Genomic DNA, 25,941 nt, shown 5'->3' on the forward strand with positions numbered 1-25,941 from the left:
GAAATCAACGAATTGACAAGGAGAAATCCATAAAAAGAAACAAATGATTTTGAATTAGCTAGTTTAATGAAAGCCAAGAAAATGCTATAATTAACAAGATTGATAAAAGAAAGGATGTTGTTAATGTCATCCAAAGCTGAATTATTAAACGGGATGAACCCCCGTCAGAAAGAAGCTGTTCTTCACACTGACGGACCATTATTGCTGATGGCAGGTGCGGGAAGTGGAAAGACGAGAGTGTTGACGCATCGCATTGCCTATTTGATTGAGGAAAAAGAAGTCAATCCTTGGAACATCCTAGCGATTACTTTTACCAATAAAGCTGCAAAAGAAATGAAAGAACGTGTCAATGCGATTCTCGTATCCGGAGGCGAAGATGTCTGGGTATCGACTTTTCACTCAATGTGTGTGCGTATTTTAAGAAGAGATGTTGATTTTATCGGGTATAACCGGAACTTTACGATCATCGACTCTTCTGAACAGCTGACCTTGATGAAACGGATACTGAAAGAACTGAACATTGACCCGAAAAAATATGATCCTCGCAGCATATTAGGAACAATCTCCCAAGCAAAAAATAGCTTGCAGACCCCTCAGGATTTTGCAAAAATGCAAGGTAGTTATTACGAAGAGATTGCGGCAAAATGTTACGCTGCTTATCAAAAAGAGCTTCAATACAATCAATGTATGGACTTTGACGACCTGATCATGAATACGATTCGATTATTTGAAGAACATCCTGATTCACTCACATATTATCAAAACAAATTCCATTATATTCATGTAGATGAGTACCAAGATACAAATCACGCACAGTATACGCTAGTCAATTTATTGGCAGGTAGATTTAGGAACCTGTGCGTCGTGGGAGATGCAGATCAAAGTATTTACGGCTGGCGCGGTGCAGATATGCAGAACATCTTGGATTTTGAAAAAGATTATCCAGATGCTGCAGTAATTTTGCTAGAACAAAACTATCGCTCCACGAAAAACATCCTTAGCGCAGCAAACCAAGTCATTGAAAACAATAGCAATCGAAAACCAAAAAACTTGTGGACAGAAAACAAAGAAGGAAACAAGATCACTTACTACCGTGCAGATAATGAACGAGACGAAACCCGTTTTATCGTAGACCGGATGCAAGAAGAGATTCGAAGCAATCATCGGAATTACGGCGACTTTGCCATCTTGTACCGGACGAACGCACAATCTCGTGTAATGGAAGAAACTCTGTTGAAAGCAAATATTCCTTATAAAATGGTTGGAGGGCACAAGTTCTACGATCGTAAAGAAATCAAAGATATTTTAGCGTATTTGAATGTGCTGGCAAATCCTCAAGATTCAATCAGTTTTGAGCGTATCGTTAATTCGCCCAAACGAGGCATCGGACCAGGATCTATCGAAAAACTACGCAGTTTTGCTTCTCTTCATGAATGGCCACTGCTTGAAGCAGCGCAAAATGTGGATCTGGCAAATATCGGTGGAAAAGCAGGACAGCAATTAGGTGCATTTGGAGAGATGATCCAAGAAGTCACTCAGATGATCCCATACTTGACAGTGACAGAATTGACGAAAGAGGTTTTGGATCGTAGCGGATATCTAGAAGACTTAAAAATCCAAAATACATTAGAAGCACAAGCACGCATCGAAAACTTGGAGGAATTTTTAACGGTCACACAAGAATTTGACAAACAATTCGAACAGCAAAATGAAGAAGACGCTGATGCACCAGAAGAAAAACTAACGGTCTTCTTAAATGATCTGGCACTTGTTTCCGACATTGACAATTTAGAAGAAGATGCTTCCCAAGTGACATTGATGACTTTGCATGCAGCCAAAGGATTAGAATTCCCAGTTGTATTCCTGATTGGTCTAGAAGAGGGGGTTTTTCCTTTATCTCGAGCATTGATGGAAGAAAGCGAACTGGAAGAAGAACGCCGTCTCGCATATGTGGGGATCACGCGAGCAGAAGAAGCGTTGTATTTAACAAATGCTTTCTCCAGAACATTATATGGACGGACGCAATATAACCGACCTTCTCGTTTTGTAGAAGAAATCGATCAGGAGTTACTGGAAATCGAAGGCATGCGTCCTACGCCTAAAAAAACACCTGTATTCGCTAAAAAAACAGCATATAGCTATAAACAGCCAGAGACAGCGGTTGTTCCCTCTAAAAGTGCTACTGGAGGGGAAAATAACAGCTGGAAACCTGGAGATAAAGTCAAACACAAAAAATGGGGTCTAGGAACAGTCGTCCGAGTAAGCGGGACGTCGAAGGATCTAGAACTAGATGTGGCTTTCCCAAGTCAAGGAGTAAAACGTCTTTTGGCTGCCTTTGCGCCAATTGAAAAAGCTTAGTAGTGGAGGGTAAATGATGGAACATGAAATGACGATTGACGAAGCTGCTAAACGAGCAGAAGAACTTCGTACAAGACTGAACCAATGGTCTCGCGAATACTACGTAGAAGATAAACCAACAGTGGAAGACTATGTTTATGATAAAGAATACGCAGAATTAGTAGCAATCGAGGAACAATATCCTGATTTGATCACGTCTGATTCTCCCACTCAACGAGTAGGCGGAAAAGTATTAGAAGGGTTTGAAAAAGTCACTCATGATATTCCGCTTTACAGTTTGAACGACGTTTTCAGCAAAGAAGAGCTGATAGCTTTTGATCAACGTGTACAAAAAGCAGTGGGACGTGTAGTTGACTATTGCTGTGAACTAAAAATAGATGGACTTTCCGTTTCTTTGCGTTATGAAGATGGAAATTTCGTGAGAGGTGCGACTCGCGGGGATGGAACTGTAGGAGAAAACATCACTGAAAACCTAAAAACTGTCCGGTCGGTCCCAATCAAATTAAAAGAACCAATGAACATCGAAGTAAGAGGCGAATGTTTCATGCCAAAACGGTCATTTGTCCAATTGAACCAAGACAGAGAAGCAGAGGGAAAAGATATCTTTGCGAATCCTCGGAACGCCGCAGCTGGTTCTTTGCGTCAGTTAGATTCTAAAATCACAGCGAAAAGAAATCTGGACACTTTTTTATACACAGTAGCTGATTTCGGTCCTATGCAAGCAAAAACCCAGTATGATGCGCTAGAAGAGCTAGAAAAAATTGGATTCCACACGAATCGGGAAAAACGTCTATGTCATTCGATTGATGAAGTGTGGTCATACATTGAAGAATATCATGACAAACGTGTGGATTTGCCCTATGAAATCGATGGAATCGTCATCAAAGTGAACGAATTCTCGCTACAAGATCAACTTGGTTTTACTGTCAAAGCACCGAGATGGGCAGCAGCTTACAAGTTTCCGCCAGAAGAAGTTGAAACGCTAATCGAAAACATCGAATGGACAGTCGGTCGAACAGGGGTAGTAACGCCAACAGCTATCATGACACCAGTCCGAGTAGCAGGAACGACAGTAAGCCGTGCCAGCCTGCATAACGGTGATTATATTAAGTTGAAGGATATCCGCTTGAAAGATACAGTTCTGATTTATAAAGCGGGAGACATCATCCCAGAAGTTTCGCAAGTCGTGTTAGATAAACGACCTAAAGACAGCGAAGAATACCAATTGCCTACACATTGTCCAGTTTGTGGAAGTGAACTTGTCCATTTGGATGAAGAAGTAGCCTTACGGTGCATCAATCCTAAATGCCCTGCTCAAATGAAAGAAGGTTTGAACCACTTTGTTTCAAGAAATGCGATGAATATCGATGGGTTGGGGCCGCGCGTACTTGAACAGATGTATGATAAAAAACTAGTAGCAGATGTTGCTGATCTTTACAAATTGACAGAAGAAGAGTTATTGACGTTGGACAAAATAAAAGAAAAATCAGCAAATAATATTTTGACAGCAATCGACAACAGCAAAGATAATTCGGTCGAGCGGTTGATTTTCGGGTTAGGAATCCGACATGTCGGAGCGAAAGCAGCAAAAATTTTAGCAGAACATTTCGGTGATCTAGAAACATTGAGTAAAAGTGACTATGAGTCGATTATTGCGCTTGATACGATCGGTGATATCATTGCCGACAGTGTAGTCACTTATTTCAGTAACGAAGAAGTCCATGAATTGATGAATGAATTAAAACAAGCAGGCGTCAATTTCGAATACAAAGGGCTTCGAAATGCCCAATTGCAAGAAGTCGAGTCTCCTTTTAAAGAAAAAACAGTAGTCCTTACTGGTAAACTAACACGATTGACTCGTGAAGAAGCAAAAGAGACGATCGAAAATCTTGGCGGGAAAGTGACTGGTAGCGTATCGAAAAAAACGGATATCGTGGTAGCAGGAGAAGATGCTGGCAGCAAGCTGACCAAAGCACAAGAATTAGGAATCGAAGTTTGGACAGAAGATCAAATGGCAGATGCATTGGCTAAAAGTCGCTCAGTAGAAGAATGAAAAATGAGTTTTTTCAGACAAATTTCAATAAACAATTTCAGACACGGCACTCTTGTGTTAAAATAGAGAGCAAAGTTTTTAACTCGTTTAGAAAGAAGGGGTAGTATGGCGATTAGTGAAGAACAAGTGAAACACGTTGCCAAATTAGCAAAACTTGCGTTCGCAGATGAAGAACTTGCAAGTTTTACCGACCAATTAGGTAAAATCATCGATATGGTTGAAATGCTGGAAGAAGTAGATACGGAAGGTGTTCCATTTACGTCGAATGTGGTTGAAACAGTAAACGTGATGCGACAAGATCGGGCGCAAGCTGGATGGAACCGCGATGAATTATTGAAAAATGTGCCGGAAACAGAAGACGGCTTTATCAAAGTACCCGCAATCATCGATAATGGGGAGGCTGGCGCATAATGACAAAATTACACAATCGTTCTCTAGAGGAACTACATCATATGCTTGTATCAAAAGAAATCACTGTACAAGATTTGACAAAAGCAACATTTGAACGAATCAAAGAAACAGAGCCTGAGATCGAAGCATTCATCACATTGAATGAAGAAAAAGCATTGGAACAGGCAAAAGCTTTAGATGAAAAAGGGATTGATGAAAGCAACATCCTTGCTGGAATTCCGATTGGGATCAAGGATAATATCGTAACAAAAGATATCTTGACAACCGCTGCATCTAAGATTCTTTACAATTTTGAACCAATTTATGATGCAACGGTCATGGATAAAATCTATCAAGCAGATATGATCCCTGTTGGAAAACTAAACATGGATGAATTTGCTATGGGCGGAAGTACGGAAACTTCTTATTTCAAGAAAACAAAAAATGCTTGGGACCAAACAAAAGTACCTGGTGGCTCTTCCGGTGGTTCTGCAGCAGCAGTAGCAGCTGGACAAATCCCAGTTTCTTTAGGTAGTGATACGGGGGGAAGTATCCGCCAGCCAGCAGCTTTCAACGGCATTGTAGGAATGAAACCTACTTATGGCCGTGTCTCACGTTTTGGTTTGATTGCCTTTGCTTCATCTCTTGACCAAATCGGACCAATGACCCGTACGGTGAAAGATAACGCATTAGCATTGACAGCTATCAGTGGTTATGACGAAAAAGACGGTACTTCTTCAGGCGTTTCAGTTCCTAACTTTGCAGAGGGACTGACCGGTGACATCAAAGGAATGAAGATTGCTTTACCTAAAGAATACTTAGGCGAAGGTGTGGCCCCTGGCGTAAAAGAAGCTGTATTGAAAGCAGCAGAAACATTCCGTTCATTAGGTGCTGTTGTGGAAGAAGTCAGCTTACCTCATTCAAAATACGGTGTGGCTGTTTATTATATCATTGCCTCATCAGAAGCAAGTTCCAACTTGCAACGTTTCGATGGTATTCGCTATGGTTATCGCTCTGAAAACGTGAAATCATTGGATGATGTATATGTCAACTCACGTTCAGAAGGATTCGGTGAAGAAGTAAAACGCCGTATCATGTTAGGTACATTCTCATTAAGTGCGGGTTATTATGACGCTTACTTCAAAAAAGCAGGACAAGTCCGTACATTGATCAAACGAGATTTTGAAAAAGTCTTTGCAGATTATGACTTGATCATCGGACCATCTTCACCAACAGTGGCATTCGGAATCGGTGAGAACATCAACGATCCAATCACGATGTACATGAGTGACATCTTAACGATCCCTGTCAACTTGGCTGGACTTCCAGGTATGTCTGTACCGGCAGGATTGTCAGAAGGTTTACCAGTTGGATTGCAGATCATCGGTAATTATTTTGATGAAAAAACGATGTATCAAGCGGCATATGCGTTTGAACAAGCAACAGAATTCCACACACAACAACCAGCTATTTTAGGAGGGAAAGACGAATGAATTTTGAAACAGTCATTGGACTAGAAGTCCACGTCGAGTTGAAAACCAACTCAAAAATTTTCTCTCCAGCGCCAGCTCATTTTGGTGCAGAACCAAACAGCAATACAAACGTGATCGACTGGGGTTATCCAGGCGTGCTGCCAGTAATGAACAAAGCTGCGCTGGAATTCGGGATGAAAGCCGCTTTGGCATTAAACTGCGAAATCTCTAAAGATACTCATTTTGACCGGAAAAATTACTTTTACCCAGATAATCCGAAAGCATATCAAATTTCCCAATTTGATCAACCAATCGGTCATGACGGATGGATTGAAATCGAAGTAGAAGGCAAGAAGAAAAAAATCCGGATCGAACGAGTCCATTTAGAAGAAGATGCTGGGAAAAACATGCATGGTATCGGCGGTTATTCTTACGTTGATTTGAACCGACAAGGTACGCCTTTGATCGAAATCGTTTCTGAAGCTGATATGCGTTCACCAGAAGAAGCATACGCTTATCTAGAAGCATTGCGTTCAATCATCCAATTTACAGAAGTCAGCGATGTGAAAATGGAAGAAGGGTCTATGCGTTGTGATGCGAATATTTCTCTCCGCCCTTATGGACAAGAAGAATTCGGTACGAAAGCAGAATTGAAAAACTTGAACTCTTTATCTTTCGTGAAAAAAGGTTTAGCTTTTGAAGAAAAACGTCAAGCAAAAGTTCTTCTTTCAGGAGGAGAAATCCAACAAGAAACACGCCGTTTTGACGAAACAACGAATAAAACAGTTTTGATGCGTGTGAAAGAGGGTTCTAGTGATTATCGTTATTTCCCAGAGCCTGATATTCCGAAATTCGTGATCGATGACGAATGGATTCAAAAAGTAAAAGCTAGTTTACCTGAGATGCCAGCTTCTCGTCGCGAACGCTATATCCGTGAATTTGGTCTTCCGGAGTATGACGCAATGGTATTGACACTTACAAAAGAAATGTCTGATTTCTTTGAAGCTGTTTTGGAAAATGGTGCAGATGCCAAGCAAGCATCTAACTGGTTGATGGGTGAAGTTTCTGCTTACTTGAACAGTGAGAAACTGGAATTAGCTGAGACAAAATTGACACCTGAGAACTTAGCAGGAATGATTCGTTTGATCGCCGATGGAACGATCAGCTCAAAAATCGCCAAAAAAGTCTTCCGTGAATTGATCACAAATGGCGGAGAAGCGCAAGAAGTTGTTGAGAAAAATGGTTGGGTACAATTATCTGATCCTAGCAAACTTCTTCCAATCATTAATGAAATCTTGGATAACAATCAACAATCTGTCGATGATTTCAAAAATGGAAAAGATCGTGCGGTTGGCTTCCTAGTCGGTCAAATCATGAAAGCAACTAAAGGGCAAGCAAATCCTGGTGTCGTGAACAAGCTGCTTAAAGATGAATTAGCGAAACGCTAGAGGCTGAAAATGAAAAAAGCACGCGTAATTTATAACCCTACCTCGGGAAAAGAATTATTGAAAAAAAATTTGGCGGATATCCTGCAGGCATTAGAAGAAGCAGGATTTGAAGCCAGCGCCTATGCCACTACACCAGAACCTGATTCAGCCAAGAATGAAGCACGCAGAGTTGCAGAACTAGGTTTTGATCTAGTAGTGGCAGCTGGGGGCGACGGAACGATCAACGAAGTGGTCAATGGGATCGCTCCGCTTGAACACCGTCCTAAAATGGCCATTATCCCAGCCGGTACGACGAACGACTATGCTCGAGCATTAAAAATTCCTAGAGATAATATTAAAGCAGCAGCAGAAGTAATAAAAAAACACCAAACCGTAAAAATGGACATCGGTCTTTCTGATAGCAGTTACTTCATCAATATCGCTGCAGGCGGCTATTTGACAGAATTGACTTATGAAGTTCCATCAGAACTAAAGAGTATTTTTGGTTATCTTGCCTACCTTGCGAAAGGAGCAGAGATGCTACCTCGAGTAAAGCCAATCAAAATGCGCTTGAAGTATGATGAAGGGGAATATATCGGAAATGCTTCGATGTTTTTCCTAGGGCTGACGAACTCTGTTGGAGGATTCGAACAGATCGCGCCAGATGCCAAATTGGATGATGGCAAGTTTTCTTTGATCATTGTGAAGACAGCAAATATCTTTGAGATCTTGCATATTGCGGCACTCATGCTGAATGGCGGTCGACATGTCGATGATCCAAGAGTAATCTATACCAAAACAAGCAGTTTGTTCGTCGAAACAGAAGATGATATCAATCGACCAGTAATGATCAACTTAGATGGTGAATATGGCGGGGAAGCACCGATGCATTTCCAAAATCTTCATCAACACATTGAGTTCTTTGCCAATACCGATCAGATTCCTGATGAAGCAATCACAGGCACAGATGAAGAAGAATTAGAGGTTGTCAGCAAAGAATTCGTAAAAGAAGTCGAACGTTTAACGGATGAAGATATCGACGGTGACGGAAAAATAGCAGACGAAACACCTAATCAAAAGAATTAATCAAAAGCCGGTGCTGAACGTAGTAAGGTCAGTGCCGGTTTTAGTTGTGTAATTAGCTGATTTATAGTAGAGTTCAGTAGGATTGAAAAATAGGCTTAAAGGAGCAAAATATGACAGAACAGCAAATAGTAAAGAAAAACGAACGATATACAGTCGAAATCGTCGACTTGAGTTATGAAGGAATGGGGGTAGCAAAAATCGATGGTTATCCATTGTTTATCGAAAATGCACTTCCTGGAGAAGAAGTAGAAATACTAGTAGTGAAAGCAGGCAATAAGTTTGGGTATGGGAAAGTCGAAACATTTATTACACAATCTCCTGATCGCCAGCCTGTAGAAAACAATGCATTACTTCGCACAGGTATCGCACCTTTAGCTCATTTGAAGTATGAACAACAGCTTGTCTTCAAACAAAAACAAGTAGAGCATGTAATGGCGAAGATTGCTAAGATGCCAGAAGTTCCTGTACTTCCAACGGTCGGAATGGCAGAACCATTCGGCTACCGTAATAAAGCACAGATCCCTGTTCGCCGTATCGATGGACAGTTAGCCACCGGTTTTTACAAAAAGAATAGCCATGATCTAGTCCCTATCGAAGATTTTTATATCCAAGATCCTGTCATCGATCAAGCAATCAAAGTAGTCAGAGATATCTTGCAACGGTTCCAAGTACGAGGATATAATGAAGAAAAAAATGAAGGCCAGCTTCGTCACATCATTATCCGTCGTGGTCATTATTCCCATGAAATGATGGTCGTTTTAGTTACTCGTAAAGAAAAATTCTTTAAATCCAAGGAAATTGCTGAAGCCATTCATGAAGAATTGCCAGAAGTGGTTTCGGTCATCCAAAATATCAATGAAGAAAAAACAAATGTGATTTTAGGAGACAAAGAAAAAGTTTTATATGGCAGAGACTATATCGAAGATCAGCTATTAGGAAAAACCTATCGAATCTCAGCAAAGTCATTTTATCAAGTAAATACTCAACAAGCAGAGTATCTGTACCAAACAGCCATCGAGTTTGCTGAGTTAGATAAAAAAGACATTGTGATCGACGCTTATTCAGGAATAGGTACGATTGGCTTGTCTTTAGCAGACAGAGTGGATAAGGTGTATGGGATGGAAGTTATTCCAGAAGCAATTGAAGATGCACAGTTCAATGCTTTAAATAATAAAATCGAAAATGTTCATTATGAAGTCGGAAAAGCAGAGAAAGTCATGAAAAAATGGCAAGAAAAAGGGATCAAACCATCTGTGATCGTAGTTGACCCTCCACGAAAAGGATTAGATCATCATTTTATTGAATCAGCAATCGAAATGTCACCAGAACGAATCGTCTATATCTCGTGTAATCCGGCAACTTTTGCAAGAGATACTAAGTTATTTGCAGAAGCAGGTTATGCCGTGAAGAAAGTTCAGCCTGTAGATCTTTTCCCGCAAACCCATCATATCGAATTAGTCGCTTCATTCGTTAAAGGAGAATAAAAATGGACCAAAAAGAAAAAATGAAAGAATTGATCAAAAAGAAACAAGGTGGAGGCCGATCCAAACAAATGGAAACACCTAAGAATGATCGTAAAAACATGAGAAAAGGCCCTAAGATCTTTAATAAGTAATATGGTCAAAAAAGGATGGGGAACGATGATCTTGATGATCGTTCCCCATCCTTTCACTATTCTCCACGTTTTTTGGTAATTCAATCGGCTGTTCGTGAAAAAGTCGTTGAAAATGAGGGGTTAAAAAAGTCATGATGACAAAAGAAACAAGAAACGTAGCTGCATTTAGAAAAGCTTAGAAAAACTCATGAAAGCCATCAGAATTGCTCCTGCTGACTGGAAAGCTACATACGAGGCCATTCCAAAATATTTAGCTGATTGCATTCAGATATTTTAACATTTTTTGTGTTCAACCAGTAATGAGACAAAGAGGCTGGGATAGAAGCGTTTAACTCCAAGTAATAAGAAGGAATTCACGAAAATTGCTTTTTCAAATTTTTGTTAATTTCAGCTTATTTCCGAAGGAGTTGCTTCTGCTTCCGCCGTTTATACGTGTTTAGAGCGTGGGACAAAAGTGTTCTTTACTTTTGTCCCACGCTCTTTTGGCTATGCTACCTGAAATTGACTATTATAAAGACTGGCATAAAGCGTTGGTGATTGGAGTAGTTCAGAATGTGTTCCTTTTTCGACGATATCGCCATTCTTCATTACAAGGATCATGTCTGCATTTTCAATCGTTGACAAACGGTGTGCAATCACAAAACTTGTCCTATCTTTTGTCACAGCTTCCGTTGCTTGCTGAATCAATGCTTCTGTTCGTGTATCTACGCTAGAAGTTGCTTCATCTAAAATAACGACAGGAGGATTCGCTAGAATGACTCGAGCAATTGTCAATAATTGTTGCTGTCCTTGAGATAACGTGCCGTTTTCGCTAGAAATGATCGTATCATATCCGTCTGGCAGTGTTCGAATAAAGTGATCACATTGTGCGATTTCAGCCGCTTCGATAATTTGTTCTCTTGTGGCATCCATTTTCCCGTAGGCGATATTATCAGCTACCGTTCCTTCAAACAGCCAGGTATTTTGTAAAACCATCCCAAAAGAACGACGTAGTTCTCCACGTGAAAGCTTGGTAATATCAAGACCGTCGAATTCGATCTTTCCTTTATTCAGTTCATAAAAACGCATCAGCAGATTGACTAAAGTCGTTTTTCCTGCACCAGTTGGTCCAACGATCGCCACAGTTTGTTTTGGTTTTACTGAAAAATCAACTTGATTCATCAATATTTTATCCGATGTGTAACCAAATTGTACATTTTTGAAAACTATTTTTCCTTCCGGCTCTTCCAAAAGTTTTGCTTCTGGTAAGTCCGGAATTTCATCTGTTTCATCTAATATCTCAAAGATCCTTTCGATTGCTGCCATTGCGGATTGGATCGAGTTGATCACATAAGAAGCAGTGGAAATTGGTTCAGAGATCTGATTGATGTACTGAAGGTAAGCTTGTAAGAAGCCAATCGTCACACCGCCAGAAAGAACGAGTATAGCACCGAATACCGCACTTATGATGAAGGCGAGTTGATTGATGAAACGGATTGCCGGATAGATGGCAAAGTTCATAAATTGAGCACGTTTAAAAGCATTGTATTGTTTTTTGTTTACTTCATGTATGGAAGCTTCTGCATGAGCTTGCTGATTGAATGTTTTGACCACTAGATTACCAGCTAAGATTTCTTCCATCCGATTATTCAAGACACCTAGTTCATATTGGTTTTGTTCAGAAATCTGTTTGTTTTTATTCGCAATTTTAGTTGTAACAATTGAACTTCCAACGATCAGCAATAAGACAAGCAAAGTGAGCTTGCTTTCGATATAAAACAGCATTAGACCAGCAGCAGCTATTGTTACGACAGAAGTGAAAAATTGATTGATACCTGTCAATAACACTTGAGAAAGCTGATTGAGTCCGGTAGTCGTTCGACTGATGATGTCACCTACTTGATGATTGTCAAAAAACGACATCGGTAACGTTTTGAATTTTTTTGTGATTTCTTTTCGCACCCTCAATGTGATCTTTTCGCTTAATGCTGCCATTGTCCGTTCTTGGATAAATGAAGCAATACTGCTTAGGACTGAGCAGCCGATCAGCAATAAGACAGGGAACAGCAATGCTTGTTTGATATCACTGAAAGAAAGCTGTCCAATACCTGTTTTTCTTATTTGCGACAACAAATCATCAATCCCGATTCCCATGATCAGGGGCATGGCTACAACTAATAGGTTGCCCAACAAACTGCATAGAAACAATCCGTAAAAATATTTATGTTCAGGTTTGATCATTTTCCAAAAACGTATCAAAGCGCGTGTGTTCAACGTTTTTTTCTTTTCCATCGAATCCCTTCTTTCTATATTCCTTGTGATTTGGCAAATTCTTGATATGTTTGACAATTAGACAATAGTTCTTCATGAGTACCTTGTCCTACGATTTTTCCTTCATCTAAAACAATGATGTTATCTGCTTGTTGGATCGTACTGAGACGTTGAGCAACAATCACGAGAGTTTTCTCCGACATTTGTTTATGGAGTGCTGCCCTTAATGCTGCGTCTGTTTTATAATCTAAAGCGGAAAAACTATCATCGAATACATAGATTTCTGCTGGTTTGATCAATGCTCGAGCAATGCATATCCGCTGTTTCTGTCCGCCAGAATAATTAGAACCACCTTGAGCAACAAAGCTATCTAATCCATCCGGAAGAGTGTCCACTAGTTCTTCTAATTGGGCGATCTTGATCGCTTTAGCCAATTCTTCTGGTAAGGCATGTTCATTTCCCATCTGCAAGTTGCTTAAGATCGTACCGCTGAATAAGAAAGCTTTTTGAGGGACATAACTGATGTGTGAGCGGATCTGTTCCTGCGTCATTTGAGTAAGAGGGATACCACCAAGGGTCACTTTTCCTACCGTAGGATCACTTAGTCTCAAGAGAAGTTTTGCTAAACTACTTTTTCCAGATCCGGTCCCGCCAACGATCGCCGTTGTTTTTCCTTTAGGTATTGTAAAATCAATATCTTCTAGAACTGGATCAGAGATTTCAGTATATTTAAATGTGACATGTTCAAAAGCAGCTGCATTTGTCTGATCAAAGGTTGGTTCAGCCACTGTTTTGATCGTCTCTTCTTTAATTTCGATCTCTGCCTCGAGTATTTCTTCTATTCGTCGTAAAGAGGCGAATGATTTAGGGATAATGACCAGTACCATGGCTGCAATCATCAAATAAGCAAGTGTCAGCATAGAGTATTCCACTACCGCGGTCACGACCCCGATCTGTAACGTCCCGTCTGCCACAAGATTTCCGCCAAACCACAAAATAGAAGCATAAACGATTCCCATGAGCAAAAAAGCAATTGGAGTGACCCAAGCAAAGATTCGGTTCACTTTGATCATTTGACTAGCATAATCTGCAAAGGTCTGATTCGTTCGCTTTTCTTCATATGATTGATTATCAAAGGCACGGATCATATTGATCCCCGTAAAGAATTCTCTCAATGTGATGGTGATCCGATCCATTTTTGGTTGGATACTCAAAGATAAAGGCGTTCCTCGTTTCATCAGTCGATAAACGATCCATACGTAAAAAACAACAGAGAGTAATGTAACCTATGTAAGCAATAGAGAATAACGAAACATCATGAGGATGGTGAAAAAGCAAATAACTGGTGCTGGTAAAATCATTTGGCAAAACAAAACAATCATTTGCTGGACATTATCGACATCATTCGTCATTCTTGTCAAAAGAGATCCAGAACTGAAACGGCTGATATCCTTCATTGACAGTTGTTGGAATTTATGGAAATATTTCTCCCGTGTCTGGAATCCAAACCGAGCGGATGCCAACGCTGAAAAGTAACTAGAGGCAACTGCAGCGATCGTTCCTAGAAATGCTACAAGTAGCATTTCAACGCCGATTTTCTTGATAACAGAGGCTTCGCCACTTGCTATACCTGTGTCGATCAGTTTGGCTACTAATTTTGGTACACCTAATGTACCGGCGATTTGTAAACAGATCATCACAAAGGTAAGGAGAGCGAGTCCTTTGTTTTGCTGTAAGAATTTTTTTAAGATAGTCATATTATTCCTCCTTTTTCCTGATACTTTTCGATTCTATACCTTCAAGTAGCTTGAAGGTCAATAGAAAAAAGAATAAACTAGAAAAGAGGTGAGAAAAAATGAAAAAAATGTACACGATCGGCCAAGTATCGGAACTGTTCGATTTGCCAAAATCAACGATTCGCTATTGGGATGAACAGGGCCTGATCCGGTCAAGCAGACAGAAAGAGAATGATTACCGCTTGTTTGATATCGACGATATTTTTATGCTTTATGATATTGTTTTTTATAGAAAATTAGATATACCGATCAAGCAGATGAAGAATTTATATGGTAAAACGCTGACGGAGTTATATGAGACACTTGATGAAACAGAAAAAAGAATCCATAAAGAACTATTGATAATGAAACAAAAACAGAAAGAGATAAGGGCGCGAAAAAAACAGTTGAAATTGATGATCGATACAGACGAGGAAGAATCTCCTATAGAAGAGATCCCTTTTGACTGTATGATCTCAACGGAATTTGAGGATATTGTGGAAATAAAACAATTTCTACCGAACTATTCGAGTTTTGGAATGATGAGTATGCCAGCTTCCAGTTCGCAAACGATGTACGGCTTTTTTATCGACCCCAGTGAGATACATTTATTTTCCCAAGATGTGATTTGGAAGAAAAAAGATACGACTGTTTATCGCCGGTTTTTATTGAAATCTGAGATGAACCATGCGGAACGTAATAATATCTTAGAAGTCAGAGAAACAATGCATGAAAAAGGGTGGGAAACAGGAGAAGTGATCGGACAATATCTATTGACAAATACGGACGAAAACAATATCAGAATTGAATATTATCATGCATGGATGGAAATGAAAAAATAGGAAAGAAATATTTAGGATAAGTGGATTGAATGGATGAAAATGAAATGAGAGAGAAACTGCTTGATTTTTTTTATTAAAAAAAGATTGACAAAATGAAACGAAAGTGGGATATTAATTAGCAAATAATGAAGCGTTGAAGAGAAGAGTTGCTGATCGGAAATAAGTACAGAGACCTTGGTAGGTGAGAGCAAGGATTGTTTGGTCAGTGAAGATGAGCTCTGAGTTTTTTGGATTGTTCACGCAATCTAAACGGTAAAGCGACCGATAACTCGCCGGGTATACAATCTGTACCGATGAGGCATTATTTGTGAGAATAATGTAAATAAGGGTGGTAACACGAAGTATTCGTCCCTTTTGTCGTTCAACGGCAAAAGAGGCGGGTACTTTTTTCTTTTTTTGAAAAGCTTCATACGCTTTGTTAAAACATGATTATTGGAGGAGATTTTTTATGACAATTCGAACAACATCACCATTTCGCTATGACATCGTCGGGAGCTTTTTACGTCCTGAAAAGCTGAAAGAAGCAAGGACTCGTTTTACCGATGAGGAAATCACACAAGAAGAACTTCGAAAAGTAGAAGATGAAACAATCATCGAATTGATAAAAAAACAAGAAGGAGCTGGTTTGAAAGCTGTTACTGATGGAGAGTTCCGTCGCAGCTGGTGGCACTTGGACTTCTTTTATGGGTTGAATGGCGTGGAATTTTATGTGCCTGAACATGGCTATTTCTTTCATGGAGAAGAGACACGTCCTGGTACAGTGATTGTGACGGGGAAAATTTCTGGTACGAATCACCCTTTCGTCGAACATTTTAAATTCACTCAGGCTCATACAAGTCAAGGCATCGAAGTGAAACAGACAATTCCTGCTCCAGCTCAAATTTTAGTGGAACTACTTCGTCCGAATATATTACCCTATGTTCGAAAAGTCTATGAAGACAATCAAACATTGATCAAAGATATCATCGCAGCTTATCGTCAAGTGATCGACGACTTATATGAAGCAGGTGCGCGGACGATCCAGCTAGATGATTGTACATGGGGAGTATTAGTTGCACCACTTCCTAAAGGGTTTGCGATGGATGAGGGAAAAGATGAAAAAGAAGTTCGTCGGGAACTAGCAAATCTTTATTTAACGATCAACAATGCAGTCTTAGCTGACCAGCCAGATGATTTAACACTCAATACACATGTCTGTCGCGGGAACTATCATTCTACTTGGGCAGCATCGGGGGGCTATGACGACGTAGCAGATTCATTATTTACTCAAGAAAATGTCCGTGCCTATTATTTAGAATACGATAGTGAACGTGCTGGAAGTTTTGCACCTTTAGCGAAAGTTTCCGAAGATAAATTAGTCGTATTAGGCTTGATCACAACGAAAAGTGGTGAACTGGAAGAGCGCCAGCAAGTGATTGACCGGATCTACGAAGCGACACGATATCTGCCTTTGGATCGTTTGTGTTTAAGTCCTCAATGCGGATTTGCTTCAACAGAAGAAGGAAATATTTTGTCTGAAGAAGAACAATGGGAAAAGATTGCTTTTGTCAAAAGCATTGCAGAAGAAGTTTGGGGGAACAATTAAATCATGCAGGAGAGCTTGCTAGGAAAGAACACTATGGTATAATCAGAATGCTTAATATTAATTACTGAGAGAGACTTATGAAAAAGAAAATTCTTAAATTTATCGGATGGTTCTTCGGAATCATTCTTGGGATCGCGTTTGCACTCTTTCTTGCCTTCCAGCTTTCCCCCAGACCCGGAGCATTCTTGATCAACCATATGTTTTCAAATACTGTTCAAATCACCGATCAGAAAACGTTCAATCAAGCAGAAAAAAACGTGGCGAAAAAAACAGATTTGACGTACGAGTCCAACTATAAAGAGAATACGTATGATATCTACTATACAAAAAACAGCAAGGGACCTGTTCCTGTTCTGTTTTGGGTACATGGTGGAGGGTTCGTCGGCGGAGATAAATCAGGTGTCAAGGAATTTGCGACAAAATTAGTATCAGACGCCAACATCGCAGTGGTGGCGATGAATTATGAATTAGCGCCTGATTCAGAATACCCTAATCAAGTTCTTCAAGTGAATGAGCTGGTCAAAGATTTATTAGCTGAAGGCGACGACAAACTGCTAGACATGGAACAACTATTTTTTGGCGGAGATAGTGCAGGTGCACAAATCGCTTTGCAATATGCAGCTCTACAAACAAATGAAGCGTATGCCAAACAAATGAAAATCAAACAGGTACTTCCAAAAGATAGTTTGAAAGGAATCATTTCTTATTGCGGACCCGTTGATTTGAAACTAACAGCACAGCAACATTCGGATGATCGATTTATGAAGTTCTTCGTCAAAACCGTTGCATGGTCGTTGATTGGAACAAAAGATTGGAAAACGAGCGAGCAACTGAAAGAAGCTAGTGTGTCTGACCATGTTTCTAAGGAATTTCCGCCAACGTATATAACTGACGGAAATGCATACTCATTCCAAGAGCAAGGTCAAGCATTAGAAAATCGGTTGACAGAATTAAAGGTACCCGTGCAATCCTTGTTTTATACAGATACAAAAAAAGAGATTACCCATGAATACCAATTTGATTACACGCTAAAAGAATCGCAAAATTGTTACCAGCAGACATTGGATTTTGTGAATAAGTATAAGTAAGAGGTTGTGAAAAAGCCGTTTAGTTTTGAGTATGAAGAAACGAAGCGGCTTTTCACAACCTCTCTTTTAATACCTTTTTGTTCTTGGGATAAAACTTTCCCGAACAATCAATCGTGCAGGATAAGTCAAAATGATTGGTTCGTCCCGTATTCCGTCAATTCGCTCCAATGCCATTCGAACAGCTGCTTGCCCAATTGATTTCGCATTGATTTGAACACTGGTCAAGCCAGGGGAGAGGTTTGCGATTGTCTCGATATTATCAAAGCTTGCTACAACAATCTCTTCTCCAATTTGGATATTTTTTTGTTTCAATGCGCGATAGACACCGATTGCCATTGGATCGCTCCCGACAAGAATGGCAGTAGGAAGAGGAGATTCATTTTCTAATAGATCAGTCGCAAGTACCTCACCTTGTTTTTCTGTCCAGCCACCTAGACGATAAGAAATATACTTTTCCAAGTGATGATCTGCCATAAAATGTTGATAGGCACGCATCCTTTTTTCATTTGTAGAAATCTGTTTCCCACCAAATTCATCCATATCGACTTTATATCCCCCGATATAGGCTATTCTTTTATGGCCATTTTCTAAGAACAATTCCAGTACGGTTTTAGTCATCCGTTCAAGATCTGCATAGACCATATCGACCTCTTGCTGGATGTCAGGGTTATCCACGACGACTATTTGCATGTTTTGTTTTAACAAGGCGGTAATCGATTCTTTCGTAACGGTCCCAACAACGATCACCGCACCTAACTGATCTAGATCTTCCCATTGTTTAGGATTATCAGATAGATTATAGATTCGATTCATCCCTAAATGCAGACGTCGAGCTTCTTCTTCCATCCCTACTCGCAAATGTTTGTAATAGATATCCTGTTCTTCGCTCGCCTTGCTGATCGTAGAGATCACACCAATCGAAGGCATTCTCTTTTTGATATATTTTCGAGTACTGATATCATAATCCAACGCAGCTGCTGCCTCTACTATTCGTTGCCGAGTAGCCTGAGCCACATGGATCGTCTGATCGTTATTCAACACGCGGGAAACTGTAGCAGGAGAGACATTTGCCTTTCGTGCGACATCTCTAATTCCAACCATTTTTACACACTCCTCAAAAAAACAAAAAAATTCTATTGACAAAATTGTTTAGTAAACAGTATACAGGAATTATAAAAAAAGTAAACGGTTTCCTTTTTGGCGGGAGTGAAATGATGGATATTACGCATAGAAAAACAGAAAAAAATTTCATCTTATTTGATGAAAAGAGCCGAGTCTTCCATTTACGAAATACATTTCTTTCTTATCTGATAAAGATAGAAGAGAGCAATGTATTGGCGCATATTTATTTTGGCAAACCAGTCAAGCAGTACAAAGACAATAAAAATTATCCCCGAAGAGATCGTGGATTTTCAGGAAATATTCCCTTAAATCCTGACCGGTCTCTGTCGAAAGATACACTACCACAAGAATACTCTTCTCATGGCAGCATGGACTTTCGAACGCCCGCATCGATCATTCAGCGCAAGAATGGGTCAGACTTACTGGATCTGAGATATGACAGTCATTATATTACAGATGGGAAGCCAGACATCGAAGACTTGCCTCAAACTTATGTGCTAGACAAGTCAGAGGCACAAACGTTGGTGATTTCACTTAAGGATAGAGAAACAGCGATTTATTTCGATTTGTTCTATACCATATTTAGTGATAGAGCAGTGATCACACGATCTGTAAAGATAAGAAATGAAACCAGAGAAACAATCAAACTAGAAAAAGCAGCTAGTTTCCAGCTAGATTTTGCCCATACTAGGCGATTTGATGAAGTCATTGCTTTGCCAGGAGCACAGGTCAATGAAAGACAGATCTCACGGCAATCTCTTTTATCTGGAACAAAAGTATTTGAAAGCAGTCGAGGAACGAGCAGTCACCATATGAATAACTTTATTGCTTTAGTTCATCATCATACGACAGAAAATACTGGAGAAGCGATTGGACTTCAATTTGTTTATTCGGGCAACCATTCTTTCGAACTTGAAAAAGATCAGATTAATCAATTGAGAGTTGTCGGTGGGATCAACAGCCATCGTTTTTCGTGGGAATTGAATGCAAATCAGTCTTTTCAAACACCTGAAATGATTCTTTCTTACTCAAGTCAGGGATTGAACAAAATGAGTCAGATCCACCATGAGTTGCTACGTGAAAGAATCGCAAGAGGTCGTCATCAATTTGCTGAACGGCCGATTCTTGTCAATAACTGGGAAGCTACTTACTTTGACTTCAATAGTGAAAAAATCAAGGCGATCATTGATGAAGCAAAGGAGCTAGGCATCGAAATGTTCGTATTAGATGATGGCTGGTTTGGAAAAAGAGATGCGGACAATTCTTCATTAGGAGACTGGTTCGAGTATGAAGGCAAGTTGACAAATGGATTACGTGAAATAGCAGATTATGCTCATAGCAAAGGATTGAAATTTGGTTTATGGTTTGAACCAGAAATGATCTCCATTGATTCTGAACTGTATCGAACACATCCTGATTTTCTTATGCAGGAGCCAGGTAGAATGCCTTCTGCTTCCAGATCACAACATGTACTGGATTTTACAAGGTTAGATGTTCGGCAGACGATTGAGAAACAAATGAGAAAGATTTTAGACACGATTCCTCTTGACTACATCAAATGGGATATGAACCGTTCGCTTTCAGATGTCTATTCGATTACCCTTGACCCACAGAGACAAGGAGAAGTAGCGCATCGTTACATGCTTGGGCTTTATGAACTACTCGAACATTTGACAGCTGATTATCCGGAAATCTTATGGGAAGGCTGTTCTGGTGGAGGTGGGCGGTTTGATGCTGGTTTTATTTATTATATGCCGCAGTCCTGGACAAGTGATAACACGGATGCAGTGGAGCGTATGAAAATCCAATATGGAACAAGTCTTGCTTATCCGATTTCGTCCATCACGGCTCATGTATCAGCTGTACCAAATCATCAGACTGGCAGATCTACTTCGTTGAAAACAAGAGGAGAAACAGCTATGAGCGCTGTTTTTGGTTATGAACTGGATTTGACAAAGCTGTCTCCTGAAGAAAAAAAGCAAGTCAAAGACCAAATTATATCCTATCAAACGATTCGTCCGGTGATCCAGTACGGCCATTATTATCGTTTGGCGAGTCCTTTTGAAGAAAATATTGCCGCATGGATGTTTGTGTCTCCTAAACAAGATGAAGCTATTGTGTTTTTAGGGAGGATACTAGCTTCAGCTCAACCAGCGTTCCATGAAGTATATCTGATGGGGTTAGATGATGAGGCACTTTATCAGGAACAGACCTCGAAGCGGATATTTTCGGGGGCCGAATTGATGGCAGTCGGACTTTACTTCCCTGATTTTCAAGGTGATTTTCAAACAGAGCTGCTTCATTTCAAAAAGTTATGAGAGAGAAGGAAAAAAGTATGAAAGCAAATATAAAATGGTTAGATGATCCACAAGTTTTTAGAGTGAACCAATCGAATGCGCATAGCGATCATGTTTGCTATGCAACAAGGGAAGAAGTAGAAACCACATCCTCCCTTAAACAGTCTTTAAATGGAACATGGCGTTTTTGTTATTCACCAAATCCTTCGGTACGTCCAAAAACATTTTATAAAAATGATTTTGATGCCTGTTCTTTTGATGAAATCACTGTTCCTAGTCATATTGAATTAGCAAATTATGACAAGATCCATTACATCAATACGATGTATCCGTGGGAGGGACATATATTTCGCCGTCCCCCTTTCACGACAAGCCCTGAGAAAGAGACGGAAGGGATATTTTCAACTGCTAAAGACAATCCGGTGGGGTCGTATTTGACGACTTTTCGATTAGAAGAAAGTCTAAAGGGAAAACAAATCTCGATTCATTTTGCTGGTGTAGAACAAGCAATGTTCCTTTGGTTGAATGGCCATTTTATCGGGTATGCCGAAGATTCGTTCACTCCGTCTGAATTTGATTTAACACCTTATTTGGAAGAAGAAAATATTCTAGCTGTGGAGGTTTACAAAAGAAGTACAGCTGCATTCTTGGAAGATCAGGACTTTTTCCGATTTTTTGGAATCTTCAGAGATGTCTACTTAGTTGCTCGAGGACAAAACCATTTAGAAGATCTTTGGATCAAACCTCGCTTAGATGACAAATGTCAAAATGGCAAACTTGAAGTAGATTTGTCTTTTGAACAAGTAGCCAAAAACAGTCAGCTGAATGTAGCGATACTAGATCCTGAGGGGAAGGAAATCTATCAACAGCAATATCCGTTAAAAGAGCAAATGACGATTCGGATCGATGGATTTGAAAACGTGGCACTGTGGGGGCATTTTCAGCCCAATTTATATAAGCTTGAATTGGAGACGATAGACGAAGAAAAAAGAGTAACGGAATATATTGACTATTCCTTCGGTTTTCGTAAAATCGAAATCAAAGATAAAATCATCTATTTCAATGGAAAACGAATGATCATCAACGGAGTAAATCGACATGAATGGCATCCGAAAAAAGGACGCGCCATCACTATAGAAGATATGGAAAAAGATTTGGCTATCATAAAAAATGCAAAGATCAACGGCGTACGGACATCTCATTACCCCAACCAGATCACTTGGTATTATTTATGCGACCAAGCAGGCATCCATGTGATGGCGGAAACGAACCTCGAATCCCATGGCTCATGGCAAAAAATGGGTGCATTTGAGCCTTCTTACAACGTGCCAGGTGCAGTACCTCAGTGGCAAACTGCTGTTCTTGATCGGGCAAAAACGAATTTCGAAACATTAAAAAACCATCCAAGCATTCTTTTTTGGTCTCTTGGAAATGAATCCTATGCGGAAGAAAACATTCGACAAATGAACGATTACTTCAAAAAAGTAGACCCCGATCGACTCGTCCATTATGAAGGGAATTTTCCAAATCCAGCATTCGAAGATTCGATTTCAGATGTAAAAAGCTGCATGTATGCGCCACCAGAAGAGATTATTGACTACCTTGAAAATAAAGCGGAAAAACCGTTCATCTTATGTGAATACATGCATGACATGGGGAATTCGTTAGGTGGAATGGATTCTTACATGACGTTGCTTGATCGTTATGAAATGTACCAAGGAGGCTATATATGGGATTTTAAAGATCAGGCGATCCAAGTGACTGATCCAATCACTGGTCGAGAAGTGATGCGCTATGGCGGTGACTTTGACGATAAACCAAGTGACTATGAATTCTCAGGGAATGGAATCGTTTTTGCAGATGGACAAGAAAAACCCGCCATGCAGGAGGTAAGATATTATTATGAAAAATACACTAAATAAAAGTCATATGGAGACGGAAAAAGTTGCAATCGTCTTCGGCGACTGTACATTAGGTGTCAAATCGGGGAATAAGCATTATATTTTTTCTTACACAAGAGGCGGACTGGAGTCGCTGAATAAAAACGGAAAAGAATGGCTATACCGGGAAACACTTCCAGTTTTTTGGCGGGCAACGACTGATAATGACAGAGGTAGTGGATTTGGATTTAAATCTGGTATGTGGTTAGGAGCCGGATTGTATCCAAAAGTCAAAGAAATAGAAGTACTGGTGGACGATAAAAAGATCGATTTGCCGATTGCTCCAGTAAATAATCAATATTCAAGTAATGAATACGCTGGAACGGTTGAAATCATTTTTACACTGGAAATCAACACAGTACCAAAAACACAAGTGACAATTTCCTACCAAATCGCTGGAGAGGGTAAAATGCTTGTTAAGATGCATTATGTTGGACAAAAAGGGTTGCCGGAATTACCAGCATTGGGTATAAGGTTCATTATGCCAACAAAAGCAAAATTCTTTGAGTATGAAGGTTTATCAGGGGAAACATATCCGGATCGGCTGGCTGGTGGTATCGAAGGTATTTATAAAGTGGAAGGACTCCCTATCCCTCCATACCTTGTTCCCCAAGAATGCGGTATGCATATGGAAACGAAATGGCTAGAACTGACAAGAAATCAAACATTGGATAATACGGACAAAGATCAAGAAGACTTTTCGTTGCGATTTGAACAGCAGGATACGCCATTTGCTTTTTCCGCTTTACCATTCAAAGCAGAAGAACTGGAACAGGCGACACATATAGAAGAACTACCGCCAGAAAGACGAACGGTTCTTACGATTTTTGCAAAAGTAAGAGGAGTGGGGGGTATCAATAGCTGGGGAGCGGATGTTGAGTCACCTTATCGCATCAGCGGCGAAGAGGACCATGAAATCAGCTTTATTATCCAGTAGCGATCTTTAGATGATTATTTGAAAAACAGAGTTTACAAGACAAAGCTGCTTTATTCTATACGTCATGAACAAGAGAGCAAAAAATTTCTCAAAGTCTTTTGTTCATGACTGTTTTCTTCAATAAAACCAATTGTTATTTTTCTGAAAAACAAAGTTAACTATCAGAAAATTAAAAAAAGTTTCACAAAAATGATTGACAGTCGATTTTTTTATGTCTATACTAGGTACAATTCTTACATCAGTTTGGAGCGATTTTTTATGAAATCTAGAAAACTTACAAAACTGAATACGTATTACTTTAGCTATTTTAGATAGGTTTGTATTCATGACTTCGTGGGTACAAACAAACCAAGTTTGTATCTATGATGGCTAAAGATTTTTAAACACGACTTACAGCCACGTAGAGAAATTCATCTATAGTGGCTATTTTATATTTTTGCAGCGCTTTTTAAGGCTCGTTGAAGATGTTCACTGTAGAGGTAATTTCCTACAGGGACATCTTTTTTTGTTGATTAATCGGGTCATAAGTAGGAAAGAAGGAGCGAAAATGAGAACAACAGGACACGGTCGTTTAGTAGGGATTTATGTAAAACCACCTTGAAAAAGTAGAGAAAATCAGCCAAGATAGATAAGTAAACAAAAGAAAGCGGGAAAAACAATGATAGTAATTATGAAAAAAGAAGCAACGGAAGAACAAGTAAAAAAAGTCGTCGATCATATCGAAAAAGAAGGATTCAAAGTCTCGATCGATCAAGGAACAGAACGAGTAGTGATTGGACTAAAAGGTGATACGCGAAGTTTACAAGAAGGAGCATTTACACGCTACGAAGGAGTAGAAAATGCTGTGCGTATTTTAAACACATACAAATTGACTTCTCGAGAATTCCATCCTGGCAATACAGTCGTGGATGTAGACGGAGTAAAAATCGGTGACGGTAGTTTCGTGACGATGGCTGGTCCTTGTTCTATCGAAGGATTAGACCAAATCAGAGAATGTGCGCGAATGGCCAAAGCCGGGGGCGCAAAAATCCTGCGAGGTGGTGCCTTCAAACCACGTACTTCTCCATATGCTTTCCAAGGTTTAGAAGAAGAAGGATTGAAATACATCCGTCAAGCGGCTGATGAATTTGGAATGAAAGCGATTACTGAAGTGATGGATGAAGGGCATATCGACATGGTGGCTGAGTACAGCGATATCCTACAGATTGGCGCACGTAATATGCAAAATTTCAAACTGCTATCTGCTGTCGGTAAAACAGGTAAACCTGTTGGATTGAAACGTGGGATTTCTGGTACGATCAATGAATGGCTTAATGCTGCAGAATACATTGCAGTCGAAGACAAATCTCCTGTCATTTTTATCGAACGTGGGATTCGGACTTACGAGACAGCTACACGTAATACGTTTGATTTAAGTGCTGTTCCATTGATGAAAAAATTAACTCATTTCCCTGTGATCGTTGATCCAAGTCATGGTACAGGTATTTGGGATCTTGTACCACCAATGGCCCGTGCGGGTGTGGCAAGCGGAGCAGATGGCATGATCGTAGAGATCCATCCTGATCCTGCAAATGCTTGGTCAGACGGTCCCCAATCGTTGAATGAAAAGACTTACTCACGCATGATGAAAGAAGTGACGATCATGAAAGAAGCAATGGAAAAGATTCAAACACTCGATTAATGCCAGCTTTTTAAAAGAAAGAA

General features: G+C 39.9%; 18 protein-coding genes, 1 pseudogene and 1 other annotated feature. Of the genes and pseudogenes, 16 read left to right on the plus strand and 3 right to left on the minus strand.

The genetic code is table 11. The annotated features are described in order from the left end of the window. Nucleotides 1-123 precede the first annotated feature (123 nt). From pcrA to RBL01_RS05285, 9 genes are all read left to right on the plus strand, one after another. Nucleotides 124-2,358 carry a DNA helicase PcrA gene (pcrA, locus tag RBL01_RS05245; RefSeq protein ID WP_307781027.1) on the plus strand — a complete coding sequence of 745 codons (2,235 nt, stop codon included), beginning with the start codon at nucleotides 124-126 and terminating at the stop codon, nucleotides 2,356-2,358. 16 nt (nucleotides 2,359-2,374) lie between these two features. Continuing rightward, complete coding sequence (gene ligA / locus RBL01_RS05250) at nucleotides 2,375-4,411, plus strand: NAD-dependent DNA ligase LigA (protein WP_307781028.1); 2,037 nt, start codon at nucleotides 2,375-2,377, stop codon at nucleotides 4,409-4,411. Between the two features lie 105 nt (nucleotides 4,412-4,516). Continuing rightward, nucleotides 4,517-4,822 (plus strand): Asp-tRNA(Asn)/Glu-tRNA(Gln) amidotransferase subunit GatC, encoded by a 306-nt coding sequence (gene gatC, locus RBL01_RS05255; protein ID WP_002288477.1) that lies wholly within the window; start codon nucleotides 4,517-4,519, stop codon nucleotides 4,820-4,822. Continuing rightward, a complete protein-coding gene (gene gatA, locus RBL01_RS05260; protein ID WP_002377307.1) occupies nucleotides 4,822-6,294 on the plus strand; it encodes an Asp-tRNA(Asn)/Glu-tRNA(Gln) amidotransferase subunit GatA in 1,473 nt (490 codons plus the stop codon). Before gatC ends, gatA begins: the two co-directional genes overlap by 1 nt. Continuing rightward, nucleotides 6,291-7,721, plus strand: a complete 1,431-nt coding sequence (gene gatB, locus RBL01_RS05265; RefSeq protein ID WP_002297526.1) for an Asp-tRNA(Asn)/Glu-tRNA(Gln) amidotransferase subunit GatB — start codon at nucleotides 6,291-6,293, stop codon at nucleotides 7,719-7,721. The genes gatA and gatB overlap by 4 nt, the downstream gene beginning before the upstream one ends. 9 nt (nucleotides 7,722-7,730) lie before the next feature. Beyond that, a complete protein-coding gene (locus RBL01_RS05270) occupies nucleotides 7,731-8,786 on the plus strand; it encodes a diacylglycerol kinase (RefSeq protein ID WP_002292050.1) in 1,056 nt (351 codons plus the stop codon). A 110-nt stretch (nucleotides 8,787-8,896) separates the two neighbouring features. Further along, nucleotides 8,897-10,270 carry a 23S rRNA (uracil(1939)-C(5))-methyltransferase RlmD gene (gene rlmD / locus RBL01_RS05275; protein ID WP_002327839.1) on the plus strand — a complete coding sequence of 458 codons (1,374 nt, stop codon included), beginning with the start codon at nucleotides 8,897-8,899 and terminating at the stop codon, nucleotides 10,268-10,270. Nucleotides 10,271-10,272: 2 nt separating this feature from the next. After that, a complete protein-coding gene (locus RBL01_RS05280) occupies nucleotides 10,273-10,401 on the plus strand; it encodes a 30S ribosomal protein S9 (protein ID WP_002295229.1) in 129 nt (42 codons plus the stop codon). Between the two features lie 351 nt (nucleotides 10,402-10,752). Then, complete coding sequence (locus RBL01_RS05285) at nucleotides 10,753-10,938, plus strand: hypothetical protein (RefSeq protein WP_307781029.1); 186 nt, start codon at nucleotides 10,753-10,755, stop codon at nucleotides 10,936-10,938. Here RBL01_RS05285 and RBL01_RS05290 read toward each other — a convergent pair. Together RBL01_RS05290 and RBL01_RS05295 are read right to left on the minus strand one after the other, a co-directional pair. Continuing rightward, entirely contained in the window at nucleotides 10,888-12,672 is a 1,785-nt protein-coding gene (locus RBL01_RS05290; RefSeq protein ID WP_410779645.1) for an ABC transporter ATP-binding protein, read from the minus strand. The genes RBL01_RS05285 and RBL01_RS05290 overlap by 51 nt on opposite strands. 14 nt (nucleotides 12,673-12,686) lie before the next feature. Then, nucleotides 12,687-14,408, minus strand: a pseudogene (locus RBL01_RS05295) (ABC transporter ATP-binding protein). Nucleotides 14,409-14,506: 98 nt separating this feature from the next. Between RBL01_RS05295 and RBL01_RS05300 the strand changes: the two are divergent. From RBL01_RS05300 to RBL01_RS05310, 3 genes are all read left to right on the plus strand, one after another. Beyond that, nucleotides 14,507-15,268, plus strand: coding sequence for a MerR family transcriptional regulator (locus RBL01_RS05300; RefSeq protein ID WP_307780824.1), 762 nt, complete (start codon nucleotides 14,507-14,509; stop codon nucleotides 15,266-15,268). A 124-nt stretch (nucleotides 15,269-15,392) separates the two neighbouring features. Next, nucleotides 15,393-15,624: a binding site (T-box leader), on the plus strand. 92 nt (nucleotides 15,625-15,716) lie between these two features. Continuing rightward, nucleotides 15,717-16,853: a 5-methyltetrahydropteroyltriglutamate--homocysteine S-methyltransferase gene (locus RBL01_RS05305; protein WP_058128776.1), complete on the plus strand. Its 1,137-nt coding sequence runs from the start codon at nucleotides 15,717-15,719 to the stop codon at nucleotides 16,851-16,853. A gap of 77 nt (nucleotides 16,854-16,930) precedes the next feature. Further along, on the plus strand, nucleotides 16,931-17,941 hold the full coding sequence (locus RBL01_RS05310; RefSeq protein WP_307780823.1) for an alpha/beta hydrolase: 1,011 nt from the start codon (nucleotides 16,931-16,933) through the stop codon (nucleotides 17,939-17,941). A 66-nt stretch (nucleotides 17,942-18,007) separates the two neighbouring features. Here RBL01_RS05310 and RBL01_RS05315 read toward each other — a convergent pair whose 3' ends face one another. Beyond that, nucleotides 18,008-19,042: a LacI family DNA-binding transcriptional regulator gene (locus RBL01_RS05315; RefSeq protein ID WP_058128778.1), complete on the minus strand. Its 1,035-nt coding sequence runs from the start codon at nucleotides 19,040-19,042 to the stop codon at nucleotides 18,008-18,010. Between the two features lie 113 nt (nucleotides 19,043-19,155). On the opposite strand from RBL01_RS05315, the gene RBL01_RS05320 reads away from it, so the two are divergent. The 4 genes from RBL01_RS05320 to aroF all read left to right on the plus strand — a co-directional run bounded on the left by RBL01_RS05320 (nucleotide 19,156) and on the right by aroF (nucleotide 25,918). Then, the gene (locus RBL01_RS05320) at nucleotides 19,156-21,381 is read left to right on the plus strand and encodes an alpha-galactosidase (protein WP_058128779.1); all 2,226 of its coding nucleotides are present in this window, start codon (nucleotides 19,156-19,158) and stop codon (nucleotides 21,379-21,381) included. 17 nt (nucleotides 21,382-21,398) lie between these two features. Beyond that, nucleotides 21,399-23,282, plus strand: coding sequence for a glycoside hydrolase family 2 (locus RBL01_RS05325; RefSeq protein WP_002319102.1), 1,884 nt, complete (start codon nucleotides 21,399-21,401; stop codon nucleotides 23,280-23,282). Continuing rightward, entirely contained in the window at nucleotides 23,263-24,237 is a 975-nt protein-coding gene (locus RBL01_RS05330) for a beta-galactosidase small subunit (protein WP_058128780.1), read from the plus strand. Before RBL01_RS05325 ends, RBL01_RS05330 begins: the two co-directional genes overlap by 20 nt. A gap of 658 nt (nucleotides 24,238-24,895) precedes the next feature. Then, nucleotides 24,896-25,918 carry a 3-deoxy-7-phosphoheptulonate synthase gene (aroF, locus tag RBL01_RS05335; protein ID WP_058128781.1) on the plus strand — a complete coding sequence of 341 codons (1,023 nt, stop codon included), beginning with the start codon at nucleotides 24,896-24,898 and terminating at the stop codon, nucleotides 25,916-25,918. Nucleotides 25,919-25,941 lie beyond the last annotated feature (23 nt).

Source organism: Enterococcus sp. SB12 (genome assembly GCF_030910025.2).
GTDB lineage: Bacteria > Bacillota > Bacilli > Lactobacillales > Enterococcaceae > Enterococcus_B > Enterococcus_B faecium.